Here is a 23,861-nt window from a genome sequence, read left to right on the forward strand (position 1 = left end):
TGCCGTCACGGGGCTGGGCGGCCCGATCCGCGCCCTTGAAACGGCGGGCCGGTGTAATGGCCAGATCAACCACCATCACCAGCACCGCCAAGGCGGCGGCAGCAAGGAGTGCGACCGAGAGCCAGTACGCACCCCGGGCGATCACATAGGTGATGCCGTCGTATACGTCGGCCAGTCCCTGAACAAACGAATCCATAGCGTCCGCCTTTGGCGTAGAGGATCAACCCAGAATGAACTTAGCTGTTTGGCGATGAGCCATTAGCGGGGGCGGGCTTGGAGGGGATTACACCCGCCCCCGCTGCCAGTGCTCAGTTGACGGCTTGGAGGAAGCTGATGTCGACAAAGCTGTCGTAGCTGGGCAGCGCCGAGGCGATTTCGCCCTGGGCGACGAAGAAGTCCATCTGGTCCTTCATCACCTGCTGCACAGTGCCACCAAGCCAGGCCTCCGACAACTGCACGTCCTTCTCGGGGAACGAGAAGGCGTCCAACAGTGCAATGGTCGGCGCCCGCTCCATACCAGCCGCTCCTGCGATGGTGTCGATAAACGGATCCCGGTTGTCGTTGTACGCCCGGTTCGCGTCCTCGGTCACCTGCAAGAAGCCCGTCAACAAGCTGGGATATGTGTCGGCAAAGTCTCCGGTGGTGGAGATGATGTCGAATACGCGGATGCCAATGGCCTCTTGCTCGGAGCCGGTCATCACCAAGTTGCCGCCGTTGGCGATCATCTGGTTCACCGCGCCGCCGAAGGCGCACGCCATGGCCACCTCGCCCGAGTCGAGCGCGGCCACCGCAGCCGGGCCGCCCTCAGACTGGATCAGCTCAACCGAGGCGGTGTCCACCCCCAAGTACTCGAGCATCTTCAACAGCTTGAAGTGCGTCACGTTGCCCAGCGGCGTGTAGATGCTCTGGCCCGCCAGAGTCTCCGCCGCATTGTCCGCGGTGATGCCGAGGTCGGGGTTGGCCACGCAGTTGTCGGCATCGGCATAGCTCACCGCCACACCGATCAACAGAAGATCCGAACCGCCGGTCACGAAGTTGGCGAACGGCGTCAAACCCTGGGAGTAGGAGATGTCGATGTCGCCGGCCTCCATGGCCTGGGCCATATCGCCGCCCGACGCGAACGGAATCCAGTTCACCGTCAAACCCAGCACATCGTCATAGGTCTGCTCGGCCTGGGCCACCTGGTTGGCCGTCGGCCACTCCAGGAAATACGCCACGTTCAGCTCATCAGGCTTCGCCCGTCCTTCGACGGCCTCGAGGAAGCTGGTGTCGACGAAGGAGTCGTAGCTGGGCAGCGCCGATTCAATCTCGCCTTGGGCAACGAAGAAGTCCATTTGCTCCTTCATCACCTGCTGCACCGTCCCGCCGAGCCATGCCTGCGAGAGCTGCACGTCCCTCTCGGGGAACGAGAAGGCGTCCAACAGTGCGATGGTCGGGGCACGCTCCATGCCCGCAGCTCCGGCGATGATGTCGATGAACGGCTCCCGGTCGTCGTTGTAGGCCACGTTGGCGTCCTCGGTCACCTGCAAGAAGGTGGTGACGACGTCGGGATGCTCGGCGGCAAACGTGCCGGTGGTGGAGATGATGTCGAACACGCGGATGCCGATGGCCTCCTGCTCGGAGCCGGTCATCACCAGGTTGCCGCCGTTGGCGATCATCTGGTTGACCGCGCCGCCGAACGCGCACGCCATGGCCACCTCGCCCGAGTCCAGCGCGGCCACCGCAGCCGGGCCGCCCTCAGACTGGATCAGCTCAACCGAGGCGGTGTCCACCCCCAGGTACTCGAGCATCTTCAACAGCTTGAAGTGCGTCACGTTGCCCAGCGGCGTGTAGATGCTCTGGCCCGCCAGAGTCTCCGCCGCGTTGGCCGCGTTGATGCCGAGGTCGGGGTTGGCCACGCAGTTGTCGGCATCGGCATAGCTCACCGCCACGCCGACGAGGAGCAGGTCGGAACCCCCGGTCACGAAGTTGGCGAACGGCGTCAGCCCCTGGGAGTAGGAGATGTCGATGTCGCCGGCCTCCATGGCCTGGGCCATGTCGCCGCCCGATGCGAACGGAATCCAGTTCACCGTCACACCCAGAGCATCGTCATAGGTCTGGCGGGCCTGCGCTACCTGGTTGGCCGTCGGCCACTCCAAGAAGTACGCCACGTTCAGCTCGTCGAGCATCATCTCGTCGTCAGGGGCAGGGGCTTCGGGAGCCTCAGTGGCCTCGGGAGCAGCAGGGGCGTCTGGGGCATCGTCGTCGTCATTGCCGCAGGCCGCAACGATCAACCCCATCACCATGAATAATGCCAGTAGTCGCTTCATATTGGTTCCTCCATCTCGATGGATGTCTATTGCCTCATTTCAAGGCCTTGAGCCAACCGCTCACGCGGTTGAACACCTGGTCGACCCGGCTCAGCAGGTCGTCGATCACTTCAGCGTCGGCCACCAGCGGCGGCGAGATCATCAACATGGCCGCACCCCGGGAGTCTGGGCGCACCAGCACCCGCGCCTCCCTCACGAACCGCTCCAGCACCCCGCCAGGCAACAACGACGCGAACTCGGCCTCGGTTAGGTCGGTGCCGCTGTCCCGGTCGCGCATCAGCTCCACGGCGTAGAAGTAGCCCGTGCCCCGGACGTCCTTCACGCAGGCGTGGGCCGCCATCAGATCGCGCAGTCCGGCCGCCAAGCGGTCTTCGTTGCCCAGCACGTTGGCCATGACGTTCTCGTCGCGCAGCGCCGTCATGTTGGCGGCGGCGACGGCGGTGGATACGGGATGGCCGCCGAATGTGGACCCGTGGACATACATGGCCAGAGAGGAATCCCATACCCGTTCCACCAGCGGGCTCCTGACGACGAGGCCGCCCAAGGGCACATAGGCGCTGGTGACGCCTTTGGCGAAGGTGATCATGTCGGGCTCCGCGCCGAAGCGCTCGCTGCCGAACCAATGGCCGAGACGTCCGAACGAGTTGATCACCTCATCGGCGCACAACAGCACGCCATAGGCGTCGCAAATGCGGCGCAGCTCCCGCCAATAGCCCTCCGGGGGCACCAACGCGCCGCGGCCGTTCTGCACCGGCTCGGCGATCACCATGGCCACGGACTCAGGGCCCTCGGCCACGATCGCCTCTTCGACGGCGGTCACGCACGGCAGCTCAGCGGCCGATTGGCCGGCCTCGAGTTGGACGCCCAGCGTGTTGGGCACGTGTCTCACCGGTCCGGCCAGCATGGGCAGGAACGGATCTCGCAGGTTGGGAATGCCGGTCAGGGCCAAGGCGCCCAGCGAGGTCCCGTGGTAGGCCCAGTTGCGGGAGATCACCTTGTTGCGCTGCTCTTCGCCGTTGGCCAAGTGATAGCAGCGGGCGAATTTGAGAGCCGACTCCACCGCCTCAGAGCCGGAATTCACAAAGAACACCCGGTCGAGGTCGCCGGGCGCCACGGCGGCGATCATCGATGCCGCCTCAATGGAAGAAGGGTGCGCGAAACCCCAGTTGGAGTAGAACGCCAGCTTGTCCATCTGCTTGGCCGCCGCCGCAGTCAGGTCGCTTCGACCGTGGCCCAGGTTGGTGCAGAAAAGGCCGGCGAGACCATCGAGGTAGCGGTTGCCGTCGGCGTCCCACACGTAGCAGCCCTCGCCCCGGTCGATCACCACCAGATCGTCCGCCCGCCAAGCGTCGCCCCGCGTGAAATGGGGAATTAGGTGGCGTTGTGCCCGCTCGCGGTCACCGAGCATCTACCCCTCCCCCCTGGAAGCCGTGGAGCTACGTGGGTTAGACGCTATACAAATGAGTTAGAGAGCGCAATAGGTCTGCAAGAACTTCTAATTCATATGTTATAGGTTATTGCATAAATAAGATCATCTGGGATTTAGGAGTCTTGTCGGTAGGCTGAGCGGCAGTGGCCGAGAACGCCGTCGGGCGGCTAGAGGAAGACGACGGCGGGATCGTCGGTGGACCCCTTATCGAGACAGGGCCCAAGGGACGCGGCCTCGGTGCGGCCCGAGCCCTGCTGGTGGGAATGCTCTTCATTCAGGTGGGCGGCGGCCTCCAGGGAGTGCTGCTGGGCGTGCGAACCGAGTCGGAGGGGTTCGGCCTGGCGGTCAGCGGCCTTGTCATGGCCTGCTTCTATCTGGGGTTCATGATCGGGACGCGACTGGCCGAGCACTTCCTGGCCGCGGTGGGCCACATCCGGGTGTTCGCGGCCTTGGCCTCGGTGGCCTCCGCGGTCTCCATTCTCCATCTGCTATGGATCAACCCCTCCGCTTGGGCACTGCTGCGGATGCTGTTCGGTCTGTGCATCGCCGGCGTCTTGGTGGTGGTGGAGTCGTGGCTGAATGACATGGCCACCAACGCCACCCGGGGTCGGCTTCTGTCGATGTACATGGTGTCGTCGATGGGCGGGCTCACCCTCGGCCAATTGCTGCTCAATGGGGGTGACCCCTTCAGTTTCGAGCTGTTCGTGATTTCCTCGGCGCTCATCTCCGCCGCGCTGGTACCCATCACGCTGTCGGCCACCAGTGCTCCTCCGCTGACCGTGCCCGAGCCGCTGTCGCTGCGCCAGCTCATCTCTCTGGCCCCCACCGGGGTGGTCACCGCCTTCTGCTCCGGCATCAGCCACGGGGCACTGCTGGGGGTGGGCGCGGTGTACGCCGCCTACGAGGGCCTGCCCACTTCCCGAATCGCCCTTTTCCTGGTATCCGCCACCGCGGGGGCCATCGCCTTCCAATGGCCCGTGGGGTCGCTTTCCGATCGGGTGTCTCGTCGAGCTGTGATCTTTGCCGCCGCCGCCGCGGCCGCCGCCATCGCCGGGATCCTGCCCTTGGTCGAGCCGGGCTCGGCCCTGTCGCTGGTGCTCATGTTCTGCTTCGGTGGCGCCACCTTCCCGCTCTATTCGCTGGCCATTGCCCTGACCGGCGACTGGGTGCCGTCGTCGCAGCTGAACGGAGCCAGCGCATCGCTCGTACGAATGGCCGGAGTGGGTTCGATAATTGGACCGGTGGCCGGCGGGGTGGTCATGAGTTTGACCGCCCCCTGGACCTTCTTTCTGGTGCTGGTGGGGGCCCATGCCGTGGTGGTGGCCTACACCGGGTGGCGGATCGTGGCCCGAGAAGGCGTCCCGGTGGATGAGCAAGGCGAGTTCGTTCCGTGGTCTACGCGGGCATCGGCCATGGCTGTGAACCTGCTGCGTCGTCCACCGCGGTCCTTCTCGCGAAATGGCGGATCTGGTCCCGGCAAGGCCGCTTAGCCAATTGCCTATAGCCAGTTTCAAATAATTTCCCTATATTCCATGTATGCCCACTGTGGGAATGGATGCCGAGGCGGCCTTTGGACTGGCCACCAGCTACCTGGTAGCCGCCGACGAGATCGACCGGCGGCGCCAACGGTGGGCTGCGGTACTGCCCGAGGTGGAGTATTGGCTGGGGGGTGAGCAGTACCCGGTAGAGCTGTCGCTAGGCGGGATCGCCCAACAGCTTCGGATCGACTCGGAAGACATCTCCCAGCGGGCTCAGATGATCCTGCTCGGTCCCGAAGGGCTGAACCTGGCTTTGTGGGCCATCGAGGTGCTGCGGGACGCTCCCGAGGCGTGGGGCGGCGACCACATCGTGTCGCGGGGCGACTTGGAGGGCTTCGTCACCCGCACCGACGAGTTGGGCGAGGCGTCCCGGATCCTGCTCACCAATCCCAGCCTGTTCACCATGGTGGACACGGCCCGCAACAACCGCGACTACCTGTCCGATCCCACCGAGGGATTCTCGGCCAGCGGCGGAGACGGGCGCATCAGCCTCGACGACCTCGACGCCTTCGAGGCAAAGATGTCGGCCTACACCACGCTGCTGCCCTATCTGGCCGCAATCGACACTGCGGCCCAGGGCGACCCCACCAAAGCCGACCGGTTCTTGTCCAAGGCCGACTTCGAGGCCATCGCCGCCGATGAGAGCCTGCCGCCTGCGGTGCGGGAGGCGGCCGCGGCGGTCATCGCCCACGGGGCCTACCACCGCAAGGACGGCTTCGGCTGGGACGACGTGGGGTTCTGGGCCATGGAGGCCGCCGGGGTGCTGCCGGTGGTGGGCGAGATCGTGGACACCACCCGGGCTCTGTACGCGCTGAGCCAGGGCGATTGGCGCTCGGCGCTGATGTTCGCCGGGAGGGTGGCCATGCCCCTGGGGTCGGGAAAGACGCTGATGGCGGCCCGGGCGCTGGTGGAGATGGGCCGACGCCGGGCGTTCAAGGAGATGCAGTACTACACCCTCACAAAGTCGGCGGAGAAGGCCAAGAAGAAGGTGGCCAAGACCGTGCGGAAGAGGGCCACCAGCAAGGCCAAGGAGACCTACCAAGATTGGCGGGACGACGCACCAGCCGGGTTCGAATACCGGCCTCTTGTGCCTCGCCCGTAGTCTTGAGGAATGGTTTCGGAGCTGTTCGACGCCGAAGAGTGGAAGCCGGTTGAGGGGTTTGACCTGACCGACGTGACCTATCACCGCGCCGTGAACCAGGCCACGGTGCGAATCGCCTTTGACCGTCCCGAGGTGCGCAACGCCTTCCGGCCTCACACGGTGGACGAGCTTTACCGCACCCTGGACCACGCCCGCATGACCCCCGACGTGGGCACCGTGCTGCTCACCGGCAACGGGCCGTCGCCGGACGACGGCGGGTGGGCGTTCAGCTCCGGGGGCGACCAGCGAATCCGGGGAGCCGACGGCTACCAGTACGCCAGCGGCGAAACGGCCGACACGGTGGACGACGCCCGCACCGGACGCCTGCACATCTTGGAGGTGCAGCGCCTCATCCGGTTCATGCCCAAGGTGGTGATCGCCGTGGTGCCGGGGTGGGCGGCCGGCGGGGGCCACAGCCTGCACGTGGTGAGTGACATGACCTTGGCATCGGCCGAACACGCCATGTTCAAGCAGACCGATGCCGATGTGGCCAGCTTTGACGGCGGTTTCGGCTCGGCCTACCTGGCCCGCCAAGTGGGTCAGAAGCGGGCCCGGGAGGTGTTCTTCGTGGGCAAGGCCTACACCGCGGCCGAGGCCTACGAGATGGGGATGGTCAACGCAGTGGTGCCCCACGCCGAGCTGGAGCAGGTGGCCTTGGAGTGGGCCGCGGCGGTGAACGCCAAGAGCCCCACTGCCCAGCGCATGCTGAAGTTCGCCTTCAATCTCATCGACGACGGACTGGTGGGCCAACAGGTGTTCGCCGGGGAGGCCACCCGGCTGGCCTACGGCACCGACGAGGCCGCCGAGGGCCGGGACTCGTTCCTCGAGAAGCGCGACGCCGATTTCTCGAAGTTCCCGTATCACTTCTAGTCCTGTTCGAATCTGGCTCTAGGGTTCGGCCATGGCCGACCCCTCCGCTGCTGATACCACTACTGACCCGCGTTTGGCCCCCCGGCCAGACTCGGCGTCGCTGGATGCGGCCACAATGTTCGACCTGTCGGGGCGGGTGGCCATCGTCACCGGGGGCAGCCGGGGCATCGGGCTGTCCATCGCCCACGGTTTCGCCGCCCAAGGGGCCAAGGTGGTGGTGGCCAGCCGCAAGGCCGACGCCTGCGATCTGGCCGTGGCCGAGATCGCCGAGGCCGAGGGCGAGGCGCTGGCCGTGCCTGTCCACATGGGCGACCTCGACAGCGTGAACCAGCTGGTCGACGCCACCCTGGAGCACTACGGCCAGATCGACATCCTGGTGAACAACGCCGCCAACCCGCTGGGCGTTCCCATGGAGGACATCACCCCCGAGATCTGGGACAAGTCCTTTACCGTCAACCTGCGGGGGCCGTTCTTCTTGTTCCAGCGCTGCCTGCCGTCGCTCTTGGAATCCGACCACGCCTCGGTGATCAACGTGATCTCGGTGGGGGCCTACATCCCGGCGGGTAACACCTCCATGTACTCGGCGGCCAAGGCGGGCCTGCTGTCGTACACCCGGACCATGGCCGGCGAGTACTCCGCCCGAGGCATCCGGGTGAACGCCATCGCCCCCGGCACCGTGGACACCACCATGACCCGCAACACCGGACCCGAGGCCATGGGCCGCATGGCCGACCTCAGCCACATCGGCCGCATCGGCCACCCCGACGAGCTCGTCGGCACCGCCCTCCTCCTGGCCTCCGACGCCGGCAGCTACATCACCGGCCAATGCATCATCGTCGACGGCGGTTTCGTCCCCGCGCGGTGAGGTTCAGGCGACCTTGAAGAGGGTGGCGGCGTTGTCGCGCATGATGAGGCGCTGTTCGGGCTCGGGGCGGTTGGCGATGAGGTTGATGAAGGAGTTGGGGTCGGCGATGCCCTCAGGGTGGGGGTGGTCGGAGCCGAACAGTACCTGGGAGGCGCCGATGCGGTCGGTTAGGGCCTCCACGTCGTCTTCGGGGTAGGGGGACACGAAGCAGCACTGCTTGAAGATCTCGCTCATGCGCCCAGCGGGGCGGCCGGCGGGCCAGGGGCCGAAGCGGGCCATGCCCTTCTTCTTGTCCATCAGGGTGAGCAGGTAGTGGACCCAGTCGGAGCCGTTCTCGATGCTCAAGAAGTTGAGGTCGGGGAAACGGGCGTGCATGTTGCCGTAGAGCAGCGCCCCGAACGTCTCCATGATGGGGCGGTCGCCGTGGAGGAAGGCCCACTGGAAGGCCGACATCTCCCGCACGTTGGCCGCCGGGTCGTCGCCCATGCGCACGGCCAAATCCCCGTAGCGCAGATCGGAGATGTGGAACGCCACCGGGATCTGGGCCTCGTTGAGGCGGGCCCAGAACAGGTCGTAGTAGGGGTCGGCGATCGAGCGGCCCTCGCCGCCCCACGGGCAAGGCCGCAGGTGCACGATGCGGGCCCCGGCCTCCAGCACCCGGTCGAGCTCTTCGATGGCGTGCTCCCGTTCCAGCAGCGACAAAAGCGGCGGGGTGAACAGACGGTCTTGGTGGACGTAGCCCCAGTCGTCTTCCAGCCACCGGTTGAAGGCCCGCAGGTTGGCGTAGGTCTGCTCCACGTCGTCAACCATGTACTCCTCCACCGACACCCCGAAGGTGGGGAGCAGGATGGCCCACTCCACGCCCTGGCTATCGAGCAGGTCGAGGCGGGCGTCGGGCTGCTTGTAGGCGGGGAGCATGTTCTCGGTGGTGTAGGCGTCGCCCCAGCTCAGGTCGGGATTGTCGCGCTTGGCCTTGAACATCTCGTACATGGAGCCCGGAGCGTTGGTCTTGTCGAACTTCACGTGCATGAAGTTGTAGGGCCGGTCGCCCACTTTGACTTCCCACTCCCCGTCGGCCCTCTGGCTGGCGGTAATGGCCATTTCCGCGTAACGAGACTCGATGTGGCGGCTGAAGCAGTCGGGGGCCTCGTAGTAGTGGTTGTCGGAGTCGAACGTGCGGTAGCCGAGGTCGGCCATGGGGTTCAGCTTACGGCCAATACGAGTAGGTCAATCGTTAGGGCGACGGCGAAGTGGAGGGCGGCGCCCAAGTACACCGAGCCGGTGCGGAGGCTGAGGAAGCCGAGAACGGTTCCGGCCACGATGGACCCGAGGGCCTCGGCCAGGGGCTTCGTCAAGTGGATCATCACGTAGGGGATGAGGGCGATGAACACGGCCATGGCCCCGAAACGGCGGGCCAGGCCGTGGACCAGCACGCCGCGGAAGAAGAACTCCAGGGCCAGGAACTGCCCGGCGTACACCGCCTGCCAAATGTAGAAGCGGGGCCAGTAGCCGATGCCGGGGGGCGGCTCGTAGAACGGGTAGGTGTCCTGGAATTCGCCGTTGAAGCTGGCCGCCACCACGAACGGCAGCAGCAGCAGATACAGGCCCAGGTAGAGGGGGGCGTGGCGGCGGAGTTCGGGGCCAGCTTTGAGGCCGAGGTCGCGCAGGCGGGTGCGCAGCACGTAGCGGGCCACCAGCACGGCGGGCGCCACATACACCACCCAGCGGAACAGCCCCCAATAGATTCGGCGGTTGAAGCCGGCGTGTTCGGATTGGCCCAGGGCCCGGTCGAAACGGTTGGACAATCCGTCGAGGGCCACGCCATCGAGGGCAGTAGTCAGCCAGTCGGTGGTGGACGACAGTCCGCCGTAGCGGATGGCGATGACGGTGCCGATGGCCAGCAGGATCAGCACGACCGCGTTGCGGTCAAGCTCTCCCGGCGCCGGAGCCGCGGCCCGAATCCGGCCGCCGATCCCGCTCATCGGCCAGGACTCAATGGGCCGAGCGTCACGGGGTGAGGTACCACCCGCCGGAGATGTTGATCACCTGGCCGGTGATGTGGGCCGACTCGTCGCTGCACAGAAAGGCGATGGTGTTGGACACGTCCTCGGGCTCGCCGTGGCGGCGCAGTGGGGTCTCCTCCTTGAACGACTCGTAGTGCTCGGCCTGGGCGTCCACCCACTTGGAGCGGATCAGGCCGGGCGCCACGGCGTTGGCCCGGATGTTGTGGGGCCCGCCTTCGATGGCGACTCCTCGGGTGACGTCGTTGAGTGCAGCCTTAGCGGCGGCGTACGGCCCCTCCCGCCCGTTGCCCCCCAGATAGGCGGCCACCGAGGAGACGTTAACGATGCGGCCCCACTGGCGATCCCGCATCGCTCCGATGGTGCGCCAGATCAGCCACCAACAGGCGGTCAGATCCACGCCGATGACCCAGTCCCAGTCCTCGGGCTTATAGTCGAAGATGCTCCCCTGCACATTGACCGCCGCGCTGTTCACCAAGATGTCCACTGACCCCATTTCGGCGTAGACCTCATCCATGGTCTTGGCCATGTGCTCCCGGTCGCCGATGTCGGCCACCGCGGCCATCACCGGCACGTCATAGGCCTCCCGCAGCGCCTCAGCCATCTCATGGGTGCGGCGCTCGTGGTTGTCCAATACCACAATCCCGGCCCCATATGAGGCCAGCGACCGACAAGTGGTCGACCCGATGGCCGCCCCCGCCGCCCCCGTGACCAGCGCCACCCGACCGGCAAACTCATTCTCAGCAGGCATAGGGCGATGGTAGCTATCCGGCGAGGGCGCGGTTGCGGGCGTGGCGTTTGGCGGTGGCGACGGCGGTCATGGCCTCGGCGAAGCGGGTGACGGTGGGAAGGTTGGCGTCTAGGCAGGTCTGCTGGATGCGAGCCGCGGTCTCGGGTGGGGCGCAGTCGATGTTGCGGAGCACCAGGCACATCCGGGAGTGGGGCCAGCCTCGGGCGGCGGTCGTCTCGATTATGGGGAACAGGCGCTCGATGCCGTCGCCGGCGTAGCTGTAGAAGGCTTGGACGTTGGTGTGGATCACCACGTCGGGATAGGGCTGAACCTCCAGGATGGGGTCGAGGGCCTGCACCAGCACATCGGGCTCCGACACCGGGCCGAAGCCGATCTCGATTGGGTTGCGGACACTGGCCCCCACGCCGTAGCCCAGATCGCGGAGGGCTTGCTGGCCCTGGTCGCTGACGGTGGTGGTGACCAAACTGGCCCTATCGGCCGCGTCGGTGCCCAGCACCGAGGCACCCCCGCCCACTCCCAGCACCAGGGTGTCGAGGTCGCCGCTGATGTCGACGTCGGCCCAACGCTGGAGATAGGCGACCGACGACAGCAAGTCCTCGATGGTGCTTACGACACTGACGCCGGTCGATGCGCTGATGGCTTCCCATATCCGGTCGTCGGCCACCAGCGCTCCGGTGTGGGATATGGCCGCTCCCCGGCCCTGAGTCGTGCGACCCCCCACCAGGATCACCACCGGCTTGTGGCCCTTGGCCTTGTGGAGGGCGTCGTAGAGGCGGCGGCCGTCGCGGGGATCCTCCAGGTACATGCCGATGATCCCGGTGTCGGGGTCGTCCACCAGCCACTCCAGAAGTTCGCCGGGGGTGACGTCGATGCAGTTGCCGACGGTACACAGCTTGGACAGGCGGATACCCCGGATGGCCCCGCCCTTGACCATGTCGCCAGCCAGACCTCCGCTCTGGGAGATCATGGACACCCGGCCTATTTCGGTGGGGGCGTTGCGCAAGAACGTCTGTCGTCCGGCTGGGCTGTAGGCCCCCAGGCAGTTGGGGCCGAGCACCCGCACCCCCGACTCTCGGGCGACCTCACCTAAAGCATCTTCCAGATCAGCGCCCTCCCCGCTGGCCTCCCGAAACCCGCCGCTGATCACGTGGACGAACTTGGCCTTGCCCGCCGCTCCCCTCACCAGATCGGCGCACGCGGCGGCGGGCACCGCGCCCACCACGTAGTCGACCTCGCCGTCGATGTCGGCCACAGTTGGCACCGCGGGTACGCCGTCGATCTCAGATGCTTTGGGATGCACCGCCCACAGCGTGCCCGGCCCCCAGCCCAGCTCTTTGTAGGCGGTGAGGAAGGTGTTGCCGAATCCGGGCCGGCTGGTGGAGGCCCCGGCCACCGCGATGCCCCGGGGGGCGAACAGCGGTCCGAAGTCGGTGAGCGGCGACTCCGAGGGAACCTCGGCGGTGGCGTTCCGGAGGATGAGCCGGGCGTCCACCGCCATTGAACCGTTCGGGGTGGCGATCACTGGGTTGCACTCCAGCTCGGCCAGATGGCCGCCAAGGTGCACCGCCAGCCCATCGGGGCCGGCCACGGCCAACAACAGCTCGATGAGCGAGTCAACGTCCACGGGCGGCTGGCCCCGGAAGCCGCCCAACAGCTCGGCCCCCTTGAATCCGGTCACCATTGCCTCGGCGTCAGCTCGGGAGATGGGGGCCAGCCGCAGCACCACCTCGTCGAGCACTTCGGTGAGGGTGCCCCCCAATCCGAGGGCGGCCACCGGGCCGAACGGGGGCCGGTCCACCACCCCAACCAGCAGCTCCACCCCGGCCGCCGCCTGCTCCTCCACCAGGAACCCGTGGATGTGCCCCCTAGCTTCGGCCACCGCCACCGCCATCTGGGAGGCCTCGTAGTTCAGCTCGTAGGCGGCCACCCCCATGCGCACCGCGCCCACATCGCTCTTGTGAACCACGCTGCCGCCGAAGCCCTTCAGCACCAGAGGCTCGCTCAGCCCGTAGGCCGCCACCATGTCGGCCAGCAGCGAGGGGTTGGCCACCGCGTCGTCGTAGGCCGCCACCACGCCTTTGGGCACTACTACCCCGGTATCAGCGAGCAGGGCCTTGACTTCTGGCTCGGGGACGGTCACGTCATCCCAGGCGAGTGAACACCCGTCGGGCGGTGTCGCCGAGCAGGTTGGCCCGGGCCTCATCGCCCAGGTCCAACTCCTGGAGCTGGTCCAGGCAGTGGCGGTGGCCAGCCGCAGGGAATCCGGTTCCCCACAGGCACTTGCGGCGACCAGCCCGGTTCATGAACTCCACCAGCTCGTCCGACCAGTGCCGGGGCGGGTACACCGAGGTGCCCAGGTACACGTTGGGAAACTTGAGGGCCATGGCGATGCACTCAGCCACCCACGGCCAGCCGGTGTGCGACAGTACGAACCGCACTTGAGGGAAGTACAGGGCGGGCCGATCGATGCCGACGGGCACCCCGCACTCGCTGGGCATGAGGCCGCCAGACGTGCCTGCCTGCATCACGAAGGGCACGTCGTGGGTGGCGCAAAGGGCGTAGTAGGGGTAGAAGTCGGCGTGGTCGAAGCGGCGGTCGAAGCTGTGGGTGTGGGTGTGCAGGCCCACGCACCAGGGCTCATTCAGCATGGCGGCGGCCTCGTCCACCCCGGCCATGCCGGTGCGGGGATCGATGGACCACTGGCCGAAGAACCGGCCCGGGTAATCGGCGGCCAACCGCTCCAGGTCAACGGGCTGGGCAGCCACCAGCTCGAAGTCGGTGGTCTCGGGATGGGCGGGCCGATGGGCCACGGTCATAATCACCGCAGCGATGCCCAGCTCGTCCATGCGGGCCACCATGGTCTCGGTGTCGCAGAAAGAGTCGTTGCCGTCGGTGCGGAACTTCACTGCGATGCCGGTAGCCCCCACCGCGGCGTTCCAGATGTCAGCCTGCTCAGGGAAGAATCGGTTGCACCAGTAGTCGATGGCGCCGCTGGCCGGGGCAGCGGCACTCATGGCCGCTCGTCCTTGAAGCGCACCAGCTTGGCCGCACCGGTGGCCATGCCGGTGAGGTCGTCCAGCTCGCCGGGGCGCACCACCTCGGCGGTCATCCGCACGCTCATGACCTCCTTGATCCGGGCTTCAACCCGCTCGGCCACCGCCGCAAACTCGTCGGTGGGGGCGTCGCTGGCCACCATCACGATCATCTCGTCGCGATCGCCAGCCCGAACCGCCCGGCAGAAGAAGTCCTCGGTCACCCCGGCCACATCGCTGATCACGTCGCCGATGGCCTCGGGCCACACGTTCACCCCCCGCAGCTTGACCATGTTGTCGCCCCGCCCGGCGAACGGCCCCATGCGCCGCAGCCACGAGCCGCACTCGCACTGGCCCGGCGGGTACAAAAACGACAGGTCCATGATGTTGTAGCGGAACTGGGGCGAGCCGGTCTTGTAGATCTCTGTAATCACCAGCGCCCCCTGGGTGCCGTCGGGCACCTGCTCGCCGGTCTCCACGTCCACCACCTGCACCACGAAGCAGTCCTCGAAGATGTGGAGTTGGCCGTTGCGCAGCGGACACTCGATGGACACGTTCTGCACCTCGTGGAAGCCGTAGGGCTGGGCGGGGGTCACCCCCCACACCTCTTTGACCCGTTCGGCATCGCCGATGTGGCCGCCGGGCAGGGCCCGGATGTTGAAGTCGGCCTTGGGGTCGAGGCCCATCTCCACCGCGGTCTCGGCCATCTTCAGCATGTAGTCGCCGGTGGTCAAGATGGCGGCCGCCCCGTACTCGTGGGCCAGCTCCACCTGCTTGCGGGTGGAGGTCACATTGCCGGTGCCCGTGGTGAGGACCACGCAGTTGAGCCAGCGGTAGAGCGCCTCGTCGAAGGCGTGGGCGCCGTTGTGGGTGGAGTAGGCCCAGGCGTTGATAACCACGTCTCCGGGGCGGATCCCCTCGGCGTACAGGGCTCGGGCCATGGTGATGGCCCCCACCTCCCGGTCCCAGGCGGTGTAGAGGGTGGGCCGGGACCGCCCGGTGGTCCCGCCCGACACGTACAACCGCATGGGCTCGTTGCGGGCGTCTTCCAAACCGATGCTCTGGTAGTCGCCCAGCGGGGGGTTCTCGTTGATGGAGGCCCGGATGTCGTCCACGGTGTAGGCCGGGGCCTTCCAAAGGTCGTCGACGGTGTGGAGCTGGTCGGGGTGGAAGCCGGCCGCCTCCCAGCGCTTGCGGAAGAAGGGCACCTGCCAGGCCCGCTGGGCCCGGTCTTGGAGGCGCAGTAGCTGCTTGCGGGCAATGGTGTCGGGATCTTCGAAGAATGTGGTCTCGAAGTACTCCGGCGGCGGGGGGAAAAGGCGCTCGATGGCGTCGTAGTCCAGCTGGTGCGGGCGGCGCATCCCCGTGCTCATAGCCGCATTCCCGCGCCATGCCCCGTGCTCATAGAACAGCCACGGTACCCGCGCCGAGCTAGGCGGCGACAGACCGCGAACCCGGCCACTGCACGATGCCCCAGTCGGGAACTAGCGTTTTGGCCGTGAAAGTCATCTCGGCCGATTGCCACATCAACGAGCCGCCCCATGTGTTCGAGCGGGTGCCCGAGGAGTACAAAGACCGCATCCCCCGAATGATGCCCGCGCCCGACGGGGGCGACGGATGGTCGTTCGACGGCGGGCCGCCCAAGCGCAGCTTCGGCATCGAGGCCATGGCCGGGGTGGCCAAGGAGGATTACAAGCTCTCGGGCATGAAGTTCGAGGAAATCATGCCGGGCAACTACGACGGCACCGCCCACTGCGCCGACATGGACATCGACGGCGTGTGGGGCTCGGTGGTGTACCCGGCCAACTCCATCTTTACCTACCTGGAGCCCGACCGGGGCCTGGCGGTGGCCTGCATGCGCAGCTACAACGACTGGGTGCTGGACGAGTTCCAGGGGGCGGCGCCCGACCGGCTGCGGGGCCTGCCCATGCTGCCCACCGAGGACGGCATGGAGATCACCCTGGCCGAAGTCGACCGGGTGCTGGAGAAGGGGGCCAAGGGGCTGTTCATCCCCGGCATGCCGTCCCGGCCCTACAACGACTCGTACTACGAGCCGCTGTGGAAGGCGTGCTCGGAGCTGGACATACCGGTCACCTTCCACCGCACCTTCGGGGGCAAGCCGCCCGACAGTGACTGGGACGAGCTGGTGGAGCAGAACGTGTCGGTCCCCGGCATCGTCAACCGGTTCTTCAGCGCCGTGCGCCCGCTCACTTACATGATCTTCGCCGGCATCTTCGACCGCCACCCCAACCTCAAGGTGGTGGCCGCCGAGGTGAACTACGGCTGGGTGCCGTTCTGGTACCAGACCATGGACGACGAGTACCGCACCCAGTCGGCCTGGTCCGACTCGCCCATGGAGCGCGATCCCAGCAGCTACCTGGGCACCAACGTGTTCGTGACCGGCCTCGACGACCACAACGGCCACATGCAGATGGCCGGCGGCAACCAGACCCTGGTGAACATGTCCATGTGGTCGTCCGACTACCCCCACTCGGTGACCCTGTGGCCCGACAGCCGCAAGATCATCGCCGAGCTGGTCGACGGCATGACCGACGCCGACACAGAAAAGGTCCTCTACGCCAACGCCGCCCGGGTCTACAAGTACAACTGAGCCCGGTCGATGCCATAGCTTCAAACTGGAAGACCTCAGCGTCGAGGAGACATCCCGATGGGCATTACTTCTATCTCGAATTACTTCGGGCGCAAGAAACCGGGATGCAATGGCGACGCCTGCGAGATTTGAGCAGGTCACGCTGCTGGTGCTGGCCCTAGTGCACCTTGTGGTCCAGTTGACCCACGGCTACAGCCACTTAGCAGCCGACGTTGGCCTATCCGCCATGCAGCAGGTATTCATCTACGTGGTGGCGACGTTCATGCCGCTGGCTGCGGTGTACGTCGCGCTTCGCAAAGACGTGCGACTGGGCGCCGGTCTGTTCGCGGTGTCGATGGCGGCGGCATTCCTTTTCGGCTATCTGGCTCACTTCGTCATCGACAGCCCCGACCTCCACTCCAACGTGGTCGGCGATTATGCGGCCCTTTTCTTCCACTCCGCGCTGAGCCTGGCCATCATCGAGTTCGTCGGCTTCGCCTTCGGCTTCACCATCGCCACCCGCAAACCCCGATAGCCCGACAAGGACCGCCCTTCTATTGGTGGCGGCGGTCTTCGAAGTCTTCGGGGAGGTCGATGGGGGGATCGGGGAGCTTGGTGATGTTGCGGGAGGCCAGCAGGGCCTCGAAGCCCTCGGGGTCGGCGGCCCACGAGGCGGCGTCGCCCATCATCACCTCGAACAGCTCAACCCCTTCGGGGCCGGCGATCAGGGGTCCTAGCGCGGCGCCGTGGGGCAGCTCTATGTGAGTGCCGGCCGGGCAGTGGACGTCGCCGCACATCAGATCGCCGCTCAGCACGTACATCACCTGGGGAGAGTGGTGGCCGTGGCGGTGCACGATCATGCCCGGGTCCCAGCGGGCCCACATCGACAGGTACTGCTTGCCGTGGCTGCCGAAGGTGAACCACTTCTCCCACACCGACTTCTGCCCGTCGGGGTGCATCTGGGTGCGGACCTGCTGGGTCTTCAGATCCTTGTCATCGAGATGGCGGAAGATGGGCTCCACGCCGGGAACCTCATGGGGCGACGCCATCGCTCAGCTCACCCCGGCAGGAACTCTGGGCACGTAGCTCGAGGGGTCGTACTCGTAGGTAGTGGCCTCGATGAACTCGTCGGGCAGGTAGCCCTCAGGGAACCGGTACAGGTCGAGGGAGTTGTCCCACAGGATCTTGCGCTTTGACTCGTCCGAAATCTTGGGCAGATCCAAGAACGACTGCACCGCCTCCGGGTACTTGGAGTCGGGGTGGGGGTAGTCGCTCTCCCACACGATCTTGTCGTCGCCCAGCTCCTCGATCACGTGGTACACGAGATACTCGTCGGGCTCCACCGAGATGAAGCAGTTGTCCTGGAAGTACTCCTGGGGCGACTTGGTGAGCCCCGGCTTCTCGTAATCGCCCGACAGCTCGATGTGCTCCTCCATGCGCCACAGCCACCACGGCAGCCAGGCGCAGTTGGCCTCCATGTAGGCCACCCGCAGCCGGGGGAACCGCTCGAAGACTCCGTTGCAGATCATCGACAGCATGGCCATCTGGGCCTCATGGGGGTGGCAGACGGTGTGCCACTCGGTGAAGGTCTCGAAGCGGTCGGCCCCGGCCGACGACCCGTTGTGGCCCATGAAGTCGTGGGTGGCGAAGGCGCAGTCCAGGTCTTGGAGCAACTCGTACATGGGGTCGTAGTAGGGGTCGCCCAGCGTCCGGTGGTTGAACAGGTTGGGCCGGGCGAAGAAGCACCGGGTGCCCAGGTGGTCGTAGGCGTACTGGATCTCCTCCACCGCCCGGTGTACGTCGTTCATCACCACCGGCCCCGCGGCGATGACCCGCCCGCCCGAGGTCTCCCGCATCTCCTGGCCCCAGCGGTTGTAGGCCCGGCACATGGCGGCCTGAAGCTCGGCGTCCATGCCGTCGGACCACAGGTCGTAGCCGGGGCCGTAGATCACCATGAAGTCCATGCCGTCCAGCGGCATGGCCTCGGCCACCGCGTCACCGGGAAAGCCGTTGTCCACCACCGCCTGGCCGTACTTGGCCCGCATGTGGTCGTAGGTCCAGTTCACCGCCTCCATGAAGTCGCCGTAGATGGTGACCCGGCTCTGGGTGTAGCGGCCGTCCACAGTGGCCGGACGGAACGCCTCCCGGCCGGGGACTTCCTTCCAGCCCACCCGGTGCTGGAACTTCTGGTCCAAAAACCGCTCCCACAGATTCTTGGGCTCCACCACGTGCCCGTCGGCGTCAAAAACCTTGTACCCATGCCGCATGGCTGGCTGTCCTCCCCTTGCTGGCGTGTGCCTTGCTGGTCCGCCAAGAGTAGGTCAACCGGCAGAAGGAGGCAGAAGACGACGAGTCGAACCCACCGGTCGGGCCAAGACCTACTATTGCCCGTTCCCTATGTTCACTGCTTCCGATCAACGGGCGCTGAGGGCTGTCGCCGTTCAGTTCTTCGTCAACGGGGCGATTTTCGCATCCTTCATCCCCCGACTCCCCGAGATCCGAGACCGAGTGGACATCAGCGTGGCCGAGATCGGTCTGCTCATGTCGATTGCCGGAGTCAGCGGATTGGTGGGCAGTGCGGTGGTCGGCCCGGCTGTCAGCCGCTTCGGAACCCGACTGGTGATGCTGGTCGCCGGGGCGCTCACCGCCCTGTCGCTCCCCGTCATCGGCGTCGCCCGCGCCCCATGGGTGCTGTTGGTCGGCTTGATCGCCCTGCAAACCTTCGACGTGCTCATGGATGTGGCCATGAATTTGCAGGGTTCGTGGCTGAGTGCACGAAGGCACACACCGGTGATGACCCGCCTGCACGGACTGTGGAGCCTCGGAACGGTGATCGGCGGCGTATCGGCCTCTCGAGTCGCCGCCGCGGGAATCTCGTTGTCCACTCACTTGGTATGCGCCGCGGCGATCTTGCTCGCTGCCCTCGGTTTTGCGAGCCGGGGCTTGCTTCGAGTTGACGAGCACTCCGGGAGCGAGTCAACCGAGGCACCAGCACAGACCATTCCCAATGGCCGACGTGTCTCTCCTGTCCTAGCGGCTTTCCTACTGGTCGGCTTCTTCTCAATTGCCCTCGAGTCAACCGCAATCGACTGGGCTGCATTTCGCCTCACCGACGACTTCTCGGCCTCTACGGGGCTGGCCGCCCTGGGCTATGTGGCCGTCGCCACAGGGATGACCGCCGGTCGGTTCACCGGCGACCTCATAGCTGCCCGGCTGGGGGGAAGCCGACTCCTCAGCATGTCGACCATCATGACCGGCGGCGGTTTGGCCGCCGCCACCCTTACTCCTGACCAGACCGTCACCCTCATCGGATATGCCATTGCCGGCCTGGGGGTGGCCAATCTGAGCCCGATTCTCTACGACGCCGCGGCTCAGCATCCCGGACGGCCGGGCGCTGGCCTCGGAGCGCTCACCGCCGGCCTCCGGGCCGCCTTCCTCACCATCCCCCTTCTGGTGGGAACGCTGGCCGCGAGCCGCCTCTCGGTGGGCAGCGCCATCGCCGTGGTCACCCTCCCGAGTTTCATCGGATTCCTGGCCATGACCGGGCTGATATCGCGGGTTCGCAGCAGTTAGCCAGAGGGAGGGTGGTAGCAGACGGCTTCCTGGGCGGAGCGCACCCAGCGGAGCTCGGTGTCGGGGGGGCAAGGCGCGCCAAGGGGCACCCAGCGCACTAGCTTGCCGTCGTGGGGGTGGTCGCAGGGCACGGTGATGAGAGTGGTGGTGCCGATGCGGAAGCAGTCGCCGGGCTCGGGGCGGGACTCAGACACCGGCGCCGTCGCCGCGATGGGATCGTCGGGGTCGGAGTCGTCAATGGCGGAAGTGGCCAGGAAGATCACTGCCACCGCCACTGCGGCCAAGACCACAGCCGCCAGGCTGATCCAGCGCCAGCGGATGCTGACCACCTCTAGGGAGGGGGTTTGCGGTCTTGGCGGTGTCCCGGAAGTGCGAGGGCTGGCCGCAGGACGGGGGCTGCCGGTCGGTCGGGTTGCACCCGCAGGACGAGGGCTGCCGGGATGTCCAGGAGCGCTGCGGGCCAGCTTTCGATCGTAGGCGGCCCGGGATCGGATGTCTCCGAGCACTTCCCAAGCCTCGTTAACGGCCCGCATCCTCTCGGAATCGCCTGTCGGGCGGTCGGGGTGCCAGCGACGAGCCTGGCGGAGATAAGCCCGCCGAATGGCATCGGGCTTGGCGCCCGGAGATACACCCAGAACGTCGTAGTGCGACCGCTCCGGCATCGCCCCGACGCTATCCCGCTACTAACCGCCGAGGGAGGTCACCAGGGCGTTGAGGGGCCAAAGGTCGGGAATCTCAACCGGCTTGGGGGCCGGGGGCAGCAGCGCGAATGCCTCCTCGCCCGGATACACCAAGTTGTACTCCGAACGGGCCAGGCGTTCGATCTCCTCGGGCTCGGAAAGCAGGTAAATCCGGTCGCGCAATGCGTCGTTCTCCTGATACAGGGCGTCCAGCTCAGCCCGGACCTCGGAGAGGGCCGAACTCTGCTCCATAAAGGTCCGGGTGGGGAACAAGGCATAGAACAGCACGGCGAGGATGACGAGTGCGATAACTAGCGGGACCACCGAGCGGCGCAGGGCGATCACGACCCTGCCTCCGTTGCCGCCGCCAGCGCCTCTGCGCCCCGGTAGGCGGCGGCCTCGCCCAACTCCTCCTCGATTCGCAAAAGCTGGTTGTACTTGGCCACACGGTCGCTGCGGGCCGGGGCTCCGGTCTTGATCTGTCCGCAGTTGGTGGCCACGGCCAAATCGGCAATGGTGGCGTCCTCGGTCTCTCCTGAGCGATGCGACATCACCGAGGTGTAGCCGGATGCGGTGGCCAGTTCCACGGCTTCCAGGGTTCGGGTGAGGGTGCCCACCTGGTTGACCTTCACCAGGATGGAGTTGGCCACGCCCAACTCAATCCCTCGGGCCAGCCGCTCGGTGTTGGTGACGAACAGGTCGTCGCCCACCAACTGCACCCGCCCACCGAGAGATTTGGTGAGGAGCGCCCAGCCATCCCAGTCGTCCTCGGCCATCCCGTCCTCGATAGAAACGATGGGATAGGCGTTGCACAGATCGGTCAGATAGGCGGCCATTCCGGCGGAGTTCAGTGACCGGTCCTCTGCGGCCAAGCGGTACTCACCCTCGGCGAAGAACTCGGTAGAGGCCACATCCAAGGCAAGGGCTATGTCGTCGCCTGGGGTCAGCCCGGTCGCCTCAATGGCATCCACCAGCACCGCAACCGCTGCTTCGTTGGACTCCAGGTCGGGGGCGAATCCCCCCTCGTCGCCGATGCCAGCCGACAGCCCACGCTCCACCAGAAGGCGGCGCAGTTGGTGGTAGGTCTCGGTCCCCCATTGCAGGGCCTCGCGGAATGAGGCCGCCCCCACCGGCACTACCATGAACTCTTGAAGGTCGATGTTGTTGGCCGCGTGCGCTCCGCCATTGAGCACGTTCATCATGGGTACCGGCAGCACATGGGCGTTGGCCCCGCCGATGTAGCGGAACAGCGACAGACCGCTGTCGGCGGCCGCGGCGTGAGCCGCCGCCAGCGACACGCCCAGCACCGCATTGGCTCCCAGGCGGCTGAGCCCGTCGGTTCCGTCCAAATCGATCATCACCTGGTCGAGCCCCCGCTGATCGGAGGAATCCAATCCGGTGGCGGCCCGGGCAATCTCATCGTTGACCGAAGCCACCGCGCCGGCCACGCCCCGGCCCAAATACCGGTTGCCGCCGTCGCGTCTCTCCACCGCCTCATAGCGTCCGGTGGATGCTCCCGATGGCACGATGGCCCGCCCAGATGCACCGGATTCCACCGTTACCTCAACCTCGACTGTAGGGTTACCCCGGGAGTCGAGAACCTCTCGGGCGACTATGTGTGTGATCGCGCTCAATTGCCGGGTCTTTCGGGGTCTTCCTGGCCCATCGCTTGTTGCTGATGTGGCTGGAGTTACAAAAGTAGACGATAAAGTCCGGTTTGACTAGGGATTGTCTCAAATTACAAGGAAGAAATTTCAGCGGTGCGAATTTGGTCTCCGACGGTATTGGCAAAGGCTCTAAGCTCTGATTCGGCATCCAAACCCGCCATCTGAGCAGCCAAAACAGCATCGTAGAGTCGACCGGCCACCGTCGCGGTATCCACCTTGGGCTCCACCCCCACCGAGCGGGCCTTGTGAATCACCTTGTCGGCAAACAACAGAGCGGGCAGCCCTGAAGGGATTCCGTCCATCACCGAGGCCCGTCCCTTCTGGTCCCGCTTGATGGCCTCCCAGTTGACCAGCACCTCGTCGGCGCTGTCGGGGTCGGACCGGTCTGAATCAAACGGGCCGAATACATGGGGGTGGCGGGACTTGAGCTTGTCGTGGATGCCCCGGGCCACATCGGCCAAGGTGAACTGGCCGGCTTCGGTAGCCAGAACCGAGTGGAAGACAATCTGGTAGAGCAAGTCGCCCAGCTCCTCCTCCAGCTCCTCGTAGCCCGACAGGGTGTCGGGGTCCACCGCGTCAAGGGCTTCCAGAACCTCGTATGTCTCCTCCAGCAGATGGCCTCGCAACGACTGGTGGGTCTGCTCCTTGTCCCAGGGGCAGCGGCGACGCAGCTCGATGGCCAGGTCGGCGAACTGGGCCACCTCCCAGGCGATGGGCGCGCCCAGCTCCGGCACGTACAGCGAAGTGAGATGGTCGGGCTCCACCGCGTGGTCCAAGTCGGACCAAGCCACCTCAAAGACTTGCTCGTCGGGAAGTCCCAGGCGCTGCAGCACGGTCACCGGTAGTTCAGCCCCGTCCGCGGCCGAGCGATCGAGGGACGCCAGGGCGGCCAGCTTGATGTCGCTGAGCACATGCATCGCGTCGCACTGGGCCACCAACAACGGCCCCCGCTCTCCGGCGGCGTCCACCGCGAACCGGCGCCCGTCCACCAGCCGCACCCCGCTGGCCAGGGGATCGATGCCCAGCCTTACCCACACCAGATCGGCAAATGACAAGCCGGCCAGTACCTCCAGCTCCACTCCGGGCGCGGACCGCAGCAATTCCACGGTGCGCTCGGCCACCATCGGAGATCCGGGCACGGCATAGAGCACGTCGCCATCGGCGCCATCGGCTTCGGCCGACAAGCGGTCGACGATGGCCTCGTACACCTCCTCGAAGGATGAGGCGTGCTCGTAGACGTCGTCGAATGACTCGGCTGGCTCCACCGCTGCCGCGGCAGGATGGCGACGGGTGCGCACGAAGCGGCGGCTGGTCCGGCTCATGGCCCCGAGAACCTCGTCGGTGATCAGCTCAGGGCCGGCCGGTCCGAGCCCGGCAACGATTACCTTGGCCATG

Annotated in this window: 21 protein-coding genes; 7 read left to right on the forward strand and 14 right to left on the reverse strand. The window is 66.2% G+C overall.

What is annotated here, in order from left to right; genetic code table 11:
• Positions 1–308 precede the first annotated feature (308 nt).
• Together ACOGXH_RS13860 and ACOGXH_RS13865 are read right to left on the reverse strand one after the other, a co-directional pair.
• Positions 309–2,309 (reverse strand): ABC transporter substrate-binding protein, encoded by a 2,001-nt coding sequence (locus ACOGXH_RS13860; RefSeq protein ID WP_419929682.1) that lies wholly within the window; start codon positions 2,307–2,309, stop codon positions 309–311.
• Between the two features lie 34 nt (positions 2,310–2,343).
• A complete protein-coding gene (locus tag ACOGXH_RS13865; protein ID WP_419929683.1) occupies positions 2,344–3,717 on the reverse strand; it encodes an aspartate aminotransferase family protein in 1,374 nt (457 codons plus the stop codon).
• 164 nt (positions 3,718–3,881) lie between these two features.
• Between ACOGXH_RS13865 and ACOGXH_RS13870 the strand changes: the two genes are divergently transcribed.
• The 4 genes from ACOGXH_RS13870 (at position 3,882) to ACOGXH_RS13885 (ending at position 8,152) form a co-directional block, all read left to right on the forward strand.
• Positions 3,882–5,228 carry an MFS transporter gene (locus ACOGXH_RS13870; protein ID WP_419929684.1) on the forward strand — a complete coding sequence of 449 codons (1,347 nt, stop codon included), beginning with the start codon at positions 3,882–3,884 and terminating at the stop codon, positions 5,226–5,228.
• Between the two features lie 46 nt (positions 5,229–5,274).
• Entirely contained in the window at positions 5,275–6,378 is a 1,104-nt protein-coding gene (locus tag ACOGXH_RS13875) for a hypothetical protein (RefSeq protein ID WP_419929685.1), read from the forward strand.
• A 9-nt stretch (positions 6,379–6,387) separates the two neighbouring features.
• Complete coding sequence (locus ACOGXH_RS13880; RefSeq protein WP_419929686.1) at positions 6,388–7,287, forward strand: 1,4-dihydroxy-2-naphthoyl-CoA synthase; 900 nt, start codon at positions 6,388–6,390, stop codon at positions 7,285–7,287.
• A gap of 115 nt (positions 7,288–7,402) precedes the next feature.
• Positions 7,403–8,152: an SDR family NAD(P)-dependent oxidoreductase gene (locus ACOGXH_RS13885; protein WP_419930378.1), complete on the forward strand. Its 750-nt coding sequence runs from the start codon at positions 7,403–7,405 to the stop codon at positions 8,150–8,152.
• A 3-nt stretch (positions 8,153–8,155) separates the two neighbouring features.
• Here the strand turns inward: ACOGXH_RS13885 and ACOGXH_RS13890 are convergent, their stop codons facing one another.
• From ACOGXH_RS13890 to ACOGXH_RS13915, 6 genes are read right to left on the reverse strand one after another with little or no spacing between them, the layout of a single operon-like run.
• Positions 8,156–9,349 (reverse strand): amidohydrolase family protein, encoded by a 1,194-nt coding sequence (locus ACOGXH_RS13890; protein WP_419929687.1) that lies wholly within the window; start codon positions 9,347–9,349, stop codon positions 8,156–8,158.
• 5 nt (positions 9,350–9,354) lie between these two features.
• On the reverse strand, positions 9,355–10,134 hold the full coding sequence (locus tag ACOGXH_RS13895; protein WP_419929688.1) for a CPBP family intramembrane glutamic endopeptidase: 780 nt from the start codon (positions 10,132–10,134) through the stop codon (positions 9,355–9,357).
• Between the two features lie 25 nt (positions 10,135–10,159).
• Positions 10,160–10,924: an SDR family NAD(P)-dependent oxidoreductase gene (locus ACOGXH_RS13900; protein ID WP_419929689.1), complete on the reverse strand. Its 765-nt coding sequence runs from the start codon at positions 10,922–10,924 to the stop codon at positions 10,160–10,162.
• 13 nt (positions 10,925–10,937) lie between these two features.
• Complete coding sequence (locus ACOGXH_RS13905; protein ID WP_419929690.1) at positions 10,938–13,064, reverse strand: acetate--CoA ligase family protein; 2,127 nt, start codon at positions 13,062–13,064, stop codon at positions 10,938–10,940.
• Between the two features lies 1 nt (position 13,065).
• Entirely contained in the window at positions 13,066–13,938 is an 873-nt protein-coding gene (locus ACOGXH_RS13910) for an amidohydrolase family protein (RefSeq protein WP_419929691.1), read from the reverse strand.
• Positions 13,935–15,329 (reverse strand): phenylacetate--CoA ligase family protein, encoded by a 1,395-nt coding sequence (locus ACOGXH_RS13915; protein ID WP_419929692.1) that lies wholly within the window; start codon positions 15,327–15,329, stop codon positions 13,935–13,937. The genes ACOGXH_RS13910 and ACOGXH_RS13915 overlap by 4 nt, the downstream gene beginning before the upstream one ends.
• A gap of 125 nt (positions 15,330–15,454) precedes the next feature.
• Here ACOGXH_RS13915 and ACOGXH_RS13920 point away from each other — a divergent pair, with 125 nt between their 5' ends.
• Together ACOGXH_RS13920 and ACOGXH_RS13925 are read left to right on the forward strand one after the other, a co-directional pair.
• Positions 15,455–16,567: an amidohydrolase family protein gene (locus ACOGXH_RS13920; RefSeq protein WP_419929693.1), complete on the forward strand. Its 1,113-nt coding sequence runs from the start codon at positions 15,455–15,457 to the stop codon at positions 16,565–16,567.
• 109 nt (positions 16,568–16,676) lie between these two features.
• Positions 16,677–17,081, forward strand: a complete 405-nt coding sequence (locus tag ACOGXH_RS13925; RefSeq protein ID WP_419929694.1) for a hypothetical protein — start codon at positions 16,677–16,679, stop codon at positions 17,079–17,081.
• Between the two features lie 19 nt (positions 17,082–17,100).
• Here the strand turns inward: ACOGXH_RS13925 and ACOGXH_RS13930 are convergent, their stop codons facing one another.
• On the reverse strand, positions 17,101–17,595 hold the full coding sequence (locus ACOGXH_RS13930; RefSeq protein ID WP_419929695.1) for a hypothetical protein: 495 nt from the start codon (positions 17,593–17,595) through the stop codon (positions 17,101–17,103).
• 3 nt (positions 17,596–17,598) lie between these two features.
• On the reverse strand, positions 17,599–18,813 hold the full coding sequence (locus tag ACOGXH_RS13935; protein WP_419929696.1) for an amidohydrolase family protein: 1,215 nt from the start codon (positions 18,811–18,813) through the stop codon (positions 17,599–17,601).
• Positions 18,814–18,943: 130 nt separating this feature from the next.
• On the opposite strand from ACOGXH_RS13935, the gene ACOGXH_RS13940 reads away from it, so the two are divergent.
• The gene (locus ACOGXH_RS13940; RefSeq protein WP_419929697.1) at positions 18,944–20,119 is read left to right on the forward strand and encodes an MFS transporter; all 1,176 of its coding nucleotides are present in this window, start codon (positions 18,944–18,946) and stop codon (positions 20,117–20,119) included.
• Here the strand turns inward: ACOGXH_RS13940 and ACOGXH_RS13945 are convergent.
• The 4 genes from ACOGXH_RS13945 to ACOGXH_RS13960 all read right to left on the reverse strand — a co-directional run bounded on the left by ACOGXH_RS13945 (position 20,116) and on the right by ACOGXH_RS13960 (position 23,860).
• Positions 20,116–20,781 carry a J domain-containing protein gene (locus tag ACOGXH_RS13945; protein WP_419929698.1) on the reverse strand — a complete coding sequence of 222 codons (666 nt, stop codon included), beginning with the start codon at positions 20,779–20,781 and terminating at the stop codon, positions 20,116–20,118. The genes ACOGXH_RS13940 and ACOGXH_RS13945 overlap by 4 nt on opposite strands.
• A 21-nt stretch (positions 20,782–20,802) precedes the next feature.
• Positions 20,803–21,144, reverse strand: coding sequence for an FtsB family cell division protein (locus ACOGXH_RS13950; protein WP_419929699.1), 342 nt, complete (start codon positions 21,142–21,144; stop codon positions 20,803–20,805).
• Positions 21,141–22,433, reverse strand: coding sequence for a phosphopyruvate hydratase (gene eno / locus ACOGXH_RS13955; RefSeq protein ID WP_419929700.1), 1,293 nt, complete (start codon positions 22,431–22,433; stop codon positions 21,141–21,143). The genes ACOGXH_RS13950 and eno overlap by 4 nt, the downstream gene beginning before the upstream one ends.
• Positions 22,434–22,537: 104 nt before the next feature.
• On the reverse strand, positions 22,538–23,860 hold the full coding sequence (locus ACOGXH_RS13960; RefSeq protein WP_419929701.1) for a MazG nucleotide pyrophosphohydrolase domain-containing protein: 1,323 nt from the start codon (positions 23,858–23,860) through the stop codon (positions 22,538–22,540).
• Between the last annotated feature and the right edge of the window lies 1 nt (position 23,861).

The organism is Candidatus Poriferisocius sp. (genome assembly GCF_965208355.1).
GTDB lineage: Bacteria > Actinomycetota > Acidimicrobiia > Acidimicrobiales > Bin134 > Poriferisocius.

What these genes read in the sequence shown, in the direction of transcription:
- ACOGXH_RS13860 (WP_419929682.1), bottom strand. Translation starts at nt 2,309, where the DNA reads ATGAAGCGACTACTGGCATTATTCATGGTGATGGGGTTGATCGTTGCG.
- ACOGXH_RS13865 (WP_419929683.1), bottom strand. Translation starts at nt 3,717, where the DNA reads ATGCTCGGTGACCGCGAGCGGGCACAACGCCACCTAATTCCCCATTTC.
- ACOGXH_RS13875 (WP_419929685.1), top strand. Translation starts at nt 5,275, where the DNA reads ATGCCCACTGTGGGAATGGATGCCGAGGCGGCCTTTGGACTGGCCACC.
- ACOGXH_RS13880 (WP_419929686.1), top strand. Translation starts at nt 6,388, where the DNA reads ATGGTTTCGGAGCTGTTCGACGCCGAAGAGTGGAAGCCGGTTGAGGGG.
- ACOGXH_RS13885 (WP_419930378.1), top strand. Translation starts at nt 7,403, where the DNA reads ATGTTCGACCTGTCGGGGCGGGTGGCCATCGTCACCGGGGGCAGCCGG.
- ACOGXH_RS13890 (WP_419929687.1), bottom strand. Translation starts at nt 9,349, where the DNA reads ATGGCCGACCTCGGCTACCGCACGTTCGACTCCGACAACCACTACTAC.
- ACOGXH_RS13895 (WP_419929688.1), bottom strand. Translation starts at nt 10,134, where the DNA reads ATGAGCGGGATCGGCGGCCGGATTCGGGCCGCGGCTCCGGCGCCGGGA.
- ACOGXH_RS13900 (WP_419929689.1), bottom strand. Translation starts at nt 10,924, where the DNA reads ATGCCTGCTGAGAATGAGTTTGCCGGTCGGGTGGCGCTGGTCACGGGG.
- ACOGXH_RS13910 (WP_419929691.1), bottom strand. Translation starts at nt 13,938, where the DNA reads ATGAGTGCCGCTGCCCCGGCCAGCGGCGCCATCGACTACTGGTGCAAC.
- ACOGXH_RS13915 (WP_419929692.1), bottom strand. Translation starts at nt 15,329, where the DNA reads ATGAGCACGGGGATGCGCCGCCCGCACCAGCTGGACTACGACGCCATC.
- ACOGXH_RS13925 (WP_419929694.1), top strand. Translation starts at nt 16,677, where the DNA reads ATGGCGACGCCTGCGAGATTTGAGCAGGTCACGCTGCTGGTGCTGGCC.
- ACOGXH_RS13930 (WP_419929695.1), bottom strand. Translation starts at nt 17,595, where the DNA reads ATGGCGTCGCCCCATGAGGTTCCCGGCGTGGAGCCCATCTTCCGCCAT.
- ACOGXH_RS13935 (WP_419929696.1), bottom strand. Translation starts at nt 18,813, where the DNA reads ATGCGGCATGGGTACAAGGTTTTTGACGCCGACGGGCACGTGGTGGAG.
- ACOGXH_RS13940 (WP_419929697.1), top strand. Translation starts at nt 18,944, where the DNA reads ATGTTCACTGCTTCCGATCAACGGGCGCTGAGGGCTGTCGCCGTTCAG.
- ACOGXH_RS13945 (WP_419929698.1), bottom strand. Translation starts at nt 20,781, where the DNA reads ATGCCGGAGCGGTCGCACTACGACGTTCTGGGTGTATCTCCGGGCGCC.
- ACOGXH_RS13960 (WP_419929701.1), bottom strand. Translation starts at nt 23,860, where the DNA reads ATGGCCAAGGTAATCGTTGCCGGGCTCGGACCGGCCGGCCCTGAGCTG.